The sequence below is a fragment of the Streptomyces sp. B93 genome (genome assembly GCF_018070565.1).
GTDB lineage: Bacteria > Actinomycetota > Actinomycetes > Streptomycetales > Streptomycetaceae > Streptomyces.
Map to the genome: position 1 here is coordinate 34,933 of NZ_JAGPXL010000054.1, position 8,832 is coordinate 43,764.

Genomic DNA, 8,832 nt, shown 5'->3' on the forward strand with positions numbered 1-8,832 from the left:
TCGGACCGCCGCACCCTTCACGCTAGCCTCGGCCCCCGACAGCGGCGCGTGAGGCGAAACCGAGGTGTGTCATGAGCAGGCCGAACAAGGCGGACCGTCCCTACGACATCGTGCTCTTCGGGGCCACCGGTTTCGTGGGCACGCTCACCGCGCAGTACCTCGCCGCGCGCGCCCCCGGGAACCTGCGCTGGGCGGTCGCGGGCCGCAGTGAGCGCGGGCTCGTGGAGCTGCGGGAGCGGCTGCCGGGGGGCGCGGAGGTGGGGATGCTGCGGGCGGACGTCTCCGACCCGGCGTCGCTGCGGAAACTCGCCACGCACGCGCGCGTGCTGGCCACCACCGTCGGGCCCTACGCCCTGCACGGCGACGACCTGGTCGCCGCGTGCGCGGACACCGGCACCGACTACCTCGACCTCACGGGTGAGCCGGAGTTCGTCGACCTGACGTACGTCCGCCATGACGCACGCGCGCGTGAGACGGGCGCACGGCTGCTGCACGCGTGCGGCTTCGACTCCGTCCCGCACGACCTGGGCGTCTACTTCACCGTCCGGCAGCTGCCGGAGGACGTGCCGCTGACCGTGGACGGCTATGTGTCGGTGGACGCCGCCTTCTCCGGCGGCACGTTCGCCTCCGCGCTGGGCCAGTTCTCACGCGGGCGGCACCTGGCGGCCGCGGCCCGGGACCGGCGGCGGCACGAGCCGCGGCTGGTGGGGCGCCGCGCGGTCGCGACGCCGGGCGCGCCGCGGTTCGCCGGGGAGGTCGGCGCGTGGGCGCTGCCGCTGCCCACCCTCGACCCGCAGATCGTGCGCGCCTCGGCCCGGGCCCTGCGGCGCTACGGCCCCGACTTCCGCTACCGCCACTACGCCGCCGTACGGCACCTGCCCGTCGCGGTGGGCGGGGTGGCGGCCGTGGGCGCGCTGGTCGCGGCGGCCCAGCTGCCGCCCGCGCGGCGCTGGCTGTCCGGGCGGCTCAAGCCGGGCGAGGGGCCCAGCGCGCAGCAGCGGGCCCGGAGCTGGTTCTCGGTCCGGTTCGTCGGCGAGGGCGGCGGGCGGCGCGTCTACACCGAGGTCTCCGGCGGCGATCCCGGCTACGACGAGACGGCGAAGATGTTCGCCGAGGCCGCGCTGTCGCTGGCCCTGGACGAGCTGCCGCCCACCGCCGGACAGGTCACCACGGCGACGGCCATGGGCGACGCCCTCACCGAACGGCTGCGCCGCGCGGGGATCGTCTTCCGTCTGGCGGCGACTCGCTGAGCGCCCGCCCCGGGGTGCCTCACAGCGGCCAGCTCACCAGCGTGTAGATCATCCCGCCGATCCAGCCGACGCCCGCCAGCACGGCCAGGACCAGACCGAGCACCACGGCCCGCTCGACGGGGCGGTGCGGGTCGGAGAGGGGCGCGGGGTCACGGAGCGTCGTCATGGTCCGGCGGGCCGTCATGGCCCGGTGCGTCGTCGTGGCGCGGTGCGTCGTCGTGGCGCGGTGCGTCGTCGTGGCGCGGTGCGTCGTCATGGGCCCACCCTGCCGGGTGGGGCCGGACCCCGGGCATCCGTACTCGTACTCAGGTACCGGCCGCGCGTACTCAGCCGGAGACCGTCTCACGCAGTGCCCGGCGGCACAGGGCGTCGGCGCGGCGGGTGGTCTCCGGGAGGCGGTAGCGCGGGGTGAGCCGCAGGACGTGGGCGCAGGCCGTGTCCAGGGCGACCCGGTGGCCGACGGACACGAAGACGGGCTTCACGCCGTCCTGGGTGCGCAGGGCGCGCCCGACCTCCTCGGCACCGTCGAGCAGGGGGGACGACGACCCGCGCGGGCGGCCCGGTTCGGCGTGGGCGAAGGTGAAGGGGTTCTTGGCGACGCCGATCGTCGGCAGTCCGGTGAGCACGCCGAGGTGGCTGGCGAGGCCGAAGCGGCGCGGGTGCGCGAGACCGTAGCCGTCGCAGACGACGAGGCCCGGCGGGCAGGGCAGCGCGTCGAGGGCGGCCAGCACGGTGGGGATCTCACGGAAGGCCAGCAGCCCCGGCACGTACGGGAAGGAGATCCGCCCCACCGCGGTGGCCTCCGCGACGACGTCGAGGCTCGCGGCGTCCAGCACGACGGCCGCCGCCGCGACGACGTCCCGCTCGTCGTCGTAGGCGACGTCCACGCCGGTCACCCGGCCGGTTGCGGGCGGTGGCCCCGGCTCGTCGTGGACCACCCGCTCGCGCAACTCGTCCTGCACGGCGCGGGCCTGTTCCTCGGTCGCGGGCCAGCCCGCCGGTACGCGTACGGTCGTCATGGTGGTGACGAGCGTACGACGTGCCCCGCGCGGGAGTGTCCTCACTTGCCGCCGAGGGCCCGCTGCAACTGCTGCTTGTTCATGTCGGAACGGCCGTGGACGCCCCGCCGCTTGGCCTCCTCGTAGAGCTGGTCGTAGGTCGGGCCCTGGGAGCCCTTGCCGGACCGCTGGCCGCCGCGCTTGCCGGACGACATGTCCTGCGTGGAGGTGCGGCTCGCGGTCTTCGACTCGCCGGAGCGGGCCCGTTCCTTGTTGACGGTCCGTGCCGCGATCTCCTTGGCGCGCCCCGGGCTCTCGCCCCGGTCCCGCGCGCTCTCCTTGATGTGCTCGTACTGGCGTTCCCGCTTGGAGCTGGAACCGCGTGGCATGTCCGCTCACTTCCTCTCGGGTGCGCGGACCGGGTACCCACGTCGGCGCCACGGACCACACTCCCGGGATTGAGGACGGTGACGGAGGTCACTCGCCAGGGGTGCACGGATTGAGGGATTCCGTCGTCTCTTCCCATGTGGGTCCTCGCCCGGCAGTCCCGGCGTCCCGCCGTCCAGTCGTCCCGCTGTCCAGTCGTCCCGCCGTCACAAGGGAGCAAGGCGTTGTCCACCGTCATCGAGCAGCCAGTGGAAGCCCGCCTCGTTGCCGCGGCACCCCGGATGCCGAACATCCCCGCCACCCTGCGCTACGACCGCAGCGACCCGTTCGCCGTCCGCATGACCTTCCCGGCGCAGGCCACCCTTGAGGGCGTGGAGGTGTGCTGGACCTTCGCCCGTGAACTGCTGGCGGCCGGTCTGCACGACGCCGAGGGCCACGGCGACGTCCGCGTGCGGCCCTACGGGTTCGACCGCACGGTCCTGGAGTTCCACGCCCCGGAGGGCACGGCCGTGGTGCATCTGCACTCCGAGGACGTGCGCCGCTTCCTGGCGGCCGCCGGGGAGCTGGTTCCCCTCGGTCTGGAGCACCTCCAGCTCGACCTGGACCACGACCTGGCCGAGCTGATGCGGGACGCCCGCTAGCGGCGCCCGGTGCGTTAAATGCGTTGACGGCTCTCCGCGCCGTCCGTACCGTCTGACACGTCCTGTTGCCGTCGATTGGAGAAGGACGTTGCTCCTCTGAGGTCCTGAGACACCGCGCCGCCCGTCTGTGGTGTGCGCCGCGTGCGACCTCGGCGTACGAGCCGTCCGACCCGTCTCCCGGGCACAGGGCTTCTTCATGCCCACGGCCCTTTTCGTCCCCTGCCGGTCGCAGGTGTCTCGACACGCGTTTGCCCCTGATCGTTCCCGAGCAACCGCGGAGGCCCCCATGTCTGCTTCCCTCACCTGTACGTCCCTGTCCTTCGTCTGGCCCGACGGCACCGCCGTCTTCGAGGGCCTCGACGCCGCCTTCGGCCCCGGCCGCACCGGCCTGGTCGGCGTCAACGGGTCCGGAAAATCGACCCTGTTGAAGCTGATGGCCGGTGAACTGGCCCCCACCGACGGCGCCGTACGCCGCGCGGGCGAGGTCGGTTACCTCCCGCAGAACGTCACGCTCGACACCGGCCTGCGGGTCGACGAGGCGCTCGGCATCGCCGCCCGGCGGGCCGCGCTGCACGCCATCGAGGCGGGTGACGCGGCGGAGGAGCACTTCGAGACCCTCGGCGACGACTGGGACGTCGAGGAACGCGCCCTCGCCACCCTCGGCGAGCTGGGCCTCGGCCATGTCGGCCTGGACCGCACGGTCGGCGAGGTCTCCGGCGGCGAGTCGGTGCTGCTGCGGCTGGCGTCGCTGCTGCTGCGCCGACCGGAAATCCTCCTGCTCGACGAGCCCACCAACAACCTCGACGTGTACGCCCGCAGACGGCTGTACGCGGCGGTGGCGTCCTGGCCGGGCGTGCTGGTCGTGGTCAGCCACGACCGGGAACTGCTCGACCTGGCCGACCAGATCGCCGACCTGCGCTCCGGCGAGATCACCTGGTACGGCGGCAACTACTCGGCGTACGAGGAGGCGCTCGCCGTGGAGCAGGAGGCGGCCGAGCGGATGGTGCGGGTCGCCGAGGCGGATCTGCGCAAGCAGAAACGCGAACTGGTGGACGCCCAGGTCAAGTTGGCCCGGCGCAAGCGGTACGGGCAGAAGATGTTCGAGCAGAAGCGTGAGCCGAAGATCGTCATGGGGGCCCGCAAGCGTGCCGCCCAGGTCTCCGCGGGCAAGCACCGCATCATGCACGAGGAGAAGCTCGCCGATGCCAGGGAACGCCTCGACGAGGCGGCCGAGGCGGTGCGGGACGACGACGAGATCCGTGTCGACCTGCCGTTCACGGCCGTGCCGCCGGGCCGGTCGGTGCTGACCCTGCGGGAGCTGGAACTGGCGTACGGCGCGCGCGTGGAGGGCGGGCTCGATCTGCACGGTCCGGAGCGGATCGCGCTGACCGGGCGCAACGGCGCGGGCAAGACGACGCTGCTGCGGACGATCGCCGGGGAGCTACCGCCGGTGGCGGGCGAGGCGACGGCGCACGTCCCGCTGCGGTTCCTGCCGCAGCGGCTGGACGTCCTGGACGACGAGCTGAGCGTCGCCGAGAACGTGGCCCGGTTCGCGCCGGGCGCCACCAACAACCGGATCCGGGCGCGGCTGGCCCGCTTCCTGTTCCGCGGTGCCCGCGCCGACCAGCGGGTGGCCACGCTCTCCGGCGGTGAGCGCTTCCGGGCGGCCCTGGCCGCGCTGATGCTGGCGGAACCGGCGCCGCAGCTGCTGATGCTGGACGAGCCGACGAACAACCTGGACATGGCGAGCGTGCGACAGCTCACCTCGGCCCTGGAGTCGTACGAGGGGGCGCTGATCGTGGCCAGTCACGACCTGCCGTTCCTGGAGTCCATCGGCATCACCCGCTGGCTGCTGCTGGACGGCACGCTCACGCCGACCACGCCGGAGGCCCTGGTGGGAGAGCGGTGACGGGAGGGAAGGTGATGTGAAGCGGGGCGCGCCGCCTTCGAGGAGGGGCTCGGATGGGGTACGCCGGTGACAGACCGCCGGTTTCCGGCCATGCGCCGGTGACCTCGCCCGACCCTGTGGAGGAGACCACGTGCCCAGCAAGAAGGCCCTCGTCCGCCGCCCCGGTCCGCGTCTGGCCGAGGGCCTGGTGACGCACGTCGAACGGGCGGCGGTCGAGGTGGAGCTGGCGGTGCGGCAGTGGGAGGCGTACGGGGAGGCACTGCGCGCACACGGCTGGGAGACCGTCGAGGTCGATCCGGCCGACGACTGCCCGGACGCCGTGTTCGTGGAGGACACGGTGGTCATGTACCGCAACGTGGCCCTGATCGCCCGCCCCGGCGCCGAGTCCCGCCGCGACGAGACCGCCGGGGTGGAGGAGGTGGTGGCGGGCCTGGGCTGCTCGGTCAACTGGATCTGGGAGCCGGGCACCCTGGACGGCGGCGATGTGCTGAAGATCGGCGACACCGTCTACGTCGGCCGCGGCGGCCGCACCAACGCGGCCGGGGTGCAGCAGTTGCGCGCCGCTTTCGAGCCACTGGGCGCCCGGGTGGTCAGCGTGCCGGTGAGCAAGGTGCTGCACCTGAAGTCGGCGGTCACGGCGCTGCCGGACGGGACGGTCGTCGGCCACATCCCGCTGATGGACATGCCGTCGCTGTTCGGGCGGTTCCTGCCGGTGCCAGAGGAGTCCGGCGCCCATGTCGTGCTGCTCGGCGGCGCGAAGCTGCTGATGGCGGCGAGCGCGCCGAAGACGGCGGAGCTGTTCACGGACCTCGGGTACGAGCCCGTGGCTGTGGACATCAGCGAGTTCGAGAAGCTGGAGGGCTGTGTGACATGCCTCTCAGTGCGGCTGCGTGAGCTGTACGCCTGACGCGTGACGGGATCACTCCCAAGGCCCCGGGACCTGGGCGTCCCGGGGCCTTTGCGGCATTCCGAGACTGGCGTGATCTGCGCTCTTTACAGCGTCCTTAACCTACGGCTTCGTAACCTACGGCTTCGTAGCCTACGATCCCGTAGGTTTCCGGCAACCCGCTCGCCGGAACCCTCGTATTGTTTCCGCTCTGCATCACGTCCCCCTGGAGTACCCGTGACGATCACCTCCCCCCATCTCGGCAGCCCGTCCGTGTGGACCGACGCCAAGCTGCTGTACGCACTGGAGGAAGTGGTCGAGAAGGAGTTGAACCGGCATCTGAAGATCGCCAAGGACTGGATGCCGCACGAGTACGTCCCCTGGAGCGACGCCCGCAACTTCCCCGGCCTCTTCGAGGACGGCGAGGCCTGGTCCAAGGAGCAGTCCCAGGTCACCGAGATCGGCCGGATCGCCCTGGTGGTCAACCTTCTCACCGAGGACAACCTCCCCAGCTACCACCACGAGATCGCCACCCTGTTCGGCCGGGACGGCGCCTGGGGCACCTGGGTGCACCGCTGGACCGCCGAGGAGGGCAGGCACGGCATCGTCATGCGGGACTACCTGCTCGCCTCCCGCGCGGTCGACCCGGACAAACTGGAGGAGTTCCGGATGGCGCACATGAGCGAGGGCTTCGAGCACGACCACCGGCACTCGATGCTGCACTCGGTCGCCTACGTCGCCTTCCAGGAGCTGGCCACCCGGATCTCCCACCGCAACACCGGACACCAGTCCGGCGACCCGGTCTGCGACCGCATGCTGGCCCGTATCGCGACCGACGAGAACCTGCACATGGTCTTCTACCGCAACCTGCTCAAGGCTGCGTTCGAGATCGCCCCCGACCTCACCATGCAGGCCGTCCGTGATGTCGTCGTCGACTTCCGCATGCCCGGCCACGGCATCCCCGGCTTCGAGCGCGCCGCCGCCCAGATGGCCATCGGCGAGGTCTACAACCTGCGCATCCACCACGACGACGTGCTCCAGCCGGTGCTGCGCTTCCTGAAGGTCATGGAGATCGACGGGCTCGGCCCCGAGGGGCGGCAGGCCCAGGAGGAGCTGGGGCTGTACATGGGCGGCCTGGACGCCGAGGCCGCCAAGTTCGACGAGCGGCTGGCGGCCCGCAAGGCGCGGATGGCCGCCCGCGCGAGCGCCTGATCCGGGGCCGCGGCTGATCGCGGGGCCGCGTCAGTGGGGCGTGCTCCGCAGACGCAGGCGTTCCTTCTCCGAGAGGCCGCCCCACACGCCGAAGCGCTCGTCGTGGGCGAGCGCGTAGTCGAGACAGGCCGCGCGCATCTCGCACATGCCGCAGATGCGCTTGGCCTCACGCACCGAGCTGCCCGGCTCGGGGAAGAAGAAGTCGGCCCCGGTCTGCGCGCACAGCGCCTGGTCCCATGCGATACCGGCCGGGCCGATTGTTTCGGAGTGCATGGCCAAAAGCGTGCCGGAGGGCGAAAAACGTTCGCTCAACGTCCGATCAACGCCGTCGCCCAGGGCCTCCGGCCGCACCGATGATCCCGCCCCGGCCCGCCCCGCGCACGGCGGCGCGCGGGGCGGGCCTCGGGAGCGGGCGCCGGCGGGCGGTGCGAGACTCGGACAGTGCAGGCAGCGGGTCCCGTACGAGGAGGTCGGGCATGCTCACCACCCGTTTCACAGGCGGCGCGCCGAACTGGCTCGACATCGGCACACCCGACATCGACGGCGCCGTCGACTTCTACCGCGCGCTCTTCGGCTGGCGGTTCCGGTCGGCGGGGCCCGAGGCCGGGGGCTACGGCTTCTTCGAGCTGGACGGCGACACCGTAGCGGCCGGTACGCAGACCGCTCCGGAGCGGGGCCCGTCGTCCTGGACGGTGTACTTCCACAGCCCCGACGCGGATGCCACCGCCGAGGCCGCCGTACGGGCGCACGGCAGCGTGCTCACCCCGCCGACGGACGTGCTGGACCGGGGCCGCACGGCGATCCTCGGCGACCGCTCGGGCGTGCCGTTCGGCGTCTGGCAGCCGGGGGAGGTCAAGGGCCTGGACCTCTTCGAGGCCCCGGGCGCGCTGTGCTGGCTGGAGCTGTACACCGCGGACATCGCGGCGGCCGCCGGGTTCTTCCACACCGTCCTCGGCTGGGAGACCTCGTCGATCACCTTCCCGGGCGGCATCTACACCTGCGTCAACCCCACCGGTGCCGGGGAGGACGCCCTGTTCGGCGGTCTGGTCCCGCTCCCCGACGACCCCGTGGAGGCGGGGTCTCCCGCGTACTGGCTGCCGTACTTCGAGGTCACCGACCCGGACGCCACGGCCGCCCGTACCCGGGAGCTGGGCGGCACGGTCCGCTCGGAGCCCGTCGACCTGCCGGACGTCGGCCGGACGGCCAGGCTGGCGGACCCGTACGGCGCCCGGTTCGCCGTCCTGAGGAGCGCCCGGCCGGCGGCCTGACCGCACCTGGACCGCCGCGCCCGCCCGTCAACTCCGGTGGTACGAAGCCCCGGTCGCACGCAACCCCGGTGGTACGCACACCGGCGACTCGGGCGTGACGACCCCTCACACCTCCCTTCCTACGCTGCTGTCCGTACCGGAGCGAAGCGGTCGAAGGGAATCTCAATGATCGTGTCAAGCCGTCTGCGTGAGCGGCGGGGCGGAGGTGAACAGCCTCTTGTCACGCAGCATCGCCCACAGCACGTCGACCCGGCGACGGGCAAGCGACAGCAGAGCCTGGG

10 protein-coding genes are annotated in these 8,832 nt (G+C 72.4%); 6 read left to right on the forward strand and 4 right to left on the reverse strand.

Going from position 1 to position 8,832, the window contains the following annotated elements; translation table 11 throughout:
- Positions 1–71 precede the first annotated feature (71 nt).
- Positions 72–1,250, forward strand: a complete 1,179-nt coding sequence (locus KBY47_RS31960) for a trans-acting enoyl reductase family protein (protein WP_210927378.1) — start codon at positions 72–74, stop codon at positions 1,248–1,250.
- A 19-nt stretch (positions 1,251–1,269) separates the two neighbouring features.
- On the opposite strand, the gene mmpA is transcribed toward KBY47_RS31960, so the two are convergent.
- From mmpA to KBY47_RS31975, 3 genes are all read right to left on the reverse strand, one after another.
- Positions 1,270–1,416 (reverse strand): morphogenic membrane protein MmpA, encoded by a 147-nt coding sequence (gene mmpA / locus KBY47_RS37435; RefSeq protein ID WP_374103142.1) that lies wholly within the window; start codon positions 1,414–1,416, stop codon positions 1,270–1,272.
- A gap of 160 nt (positions 1,417–1,576) precedes the next feature.
- Positions 1,577–2,269 carry an endonuclease V gene (locus KBY47_RS31970; protein ID WP_210927380.1) on the reverse strand — a complete coding sequence of 231 codons (693 nt, stop codon included), beginning with the start codon at positions 2,267–2,269 and terminating at the stop codon, positions 1,577–1,579.
- 41 nt (positions 2,270–2,310) lie between these two features.
- Positions 2,311–2,637 carry a plasmid stabilization protein gene (locus KBY47_RS31975; RefSeq protein WP_210927382.1) on the reverse strand — a complete coding sequence of 109 codons (327 nt, stop codon included), beginning with the start codon at positions 2,635–2,637 and terminating at the stop codon, positions 2,311–2,313.
- 222 nt (positions 2,638–2,859) lie between these two features.
- Between KBY47_RS31975 and KBY47_RS31980 the strand changes: the two genes are divergently transcribed.
- The 4 genes from KBY47_RS31980 (at position 2,860) to KBY47_RS31995 (ending at position 7,283) form a co-directional block, all read left to right on the forward strand.
- Positions 2,860–3,276 (forward strand): SsgA family sporulation/cell division regulator, encoded by a 417-nt coding sequence (locus KBY47_RS31980; protein ID WP_210927384.1) that lies wholly within the window; start codon positions 2,860–2,862, stop codon positions 3,274–3,276.
- Positions 3,277–3,562: 286 nt separating this feature from the next.
- Complete coding sequence (locus KBY47_RS31985; RefSeq protein WP_210927387.1) at positions 3,563–5,185, forward strand: ABC-F family ATP-binding cassette domain-containing protein; 1,623 nt, start codon at positions 3,563–3,565, stop codon at positions 5,183–5,185.
- Positions 5,186–5,315: 130 nt separating this feature from the next.
- Positions 5,316–6,092 carry a dimethylargininase gene (gene ddaH, locus KBY47_RS31990; RefSeq protein WP_210927390.1) on the forward strand — a complete coding sequence of 259 codons (777 nt, stop codon included), beginning with the start codon at positions 5,316–5,318 and terminating at the stop codon, positions 6,090–6,092.
- A 216-nt stretch (positions 6,093–6,308) separates the two neighbouring features.
- Complete coding sequence (locus KBY47_RS31995; protein WP_210927393.1) at positions 6,309–7,283, forward strand: acyl-ACP desaturase; 975 nt, start codon at positions 6,309–6,311, stop codon at positions 7,281–7,283.
- A gap of 30 nt (positions 7,284–7,313) precedes the next feature.
- Here KBY47_RS31995 and KBY47_RS32000 read toward each other — a convergent pair whose 3' ends face one another.
- Positions 7,314–7,556, reverse strand: a complete 243-nt coding sequence (locus KBY47_RS32000; RefSeq protein ID WP_210927394.1) for a WhiB family transcriptional regulator — start codon at positions 7,554–7,556, stop codon at positions 7,314–7,316.
- 203 nt (positions 7,557–7,759) lie between these two features.
- On the opposite strand from KBY47_RS32000, the gene KBY47_RS32005 reads away from it, so the two are divergent.
- Positions 7,760–8,551 carry a VOC family protein gene (locus tag KBY47_RS32005; RefSeq protein WP_210927395.1) on the forward strand — a complete coding sequence of 264 codons (792 nt, stop codon included), beginning with the start codon at positions 7,760–7,762 and terminating at the stop codon, positions 8,549–8,551.
- Positions 8,552–8,832: the final 281 nt, after the last annotated feature.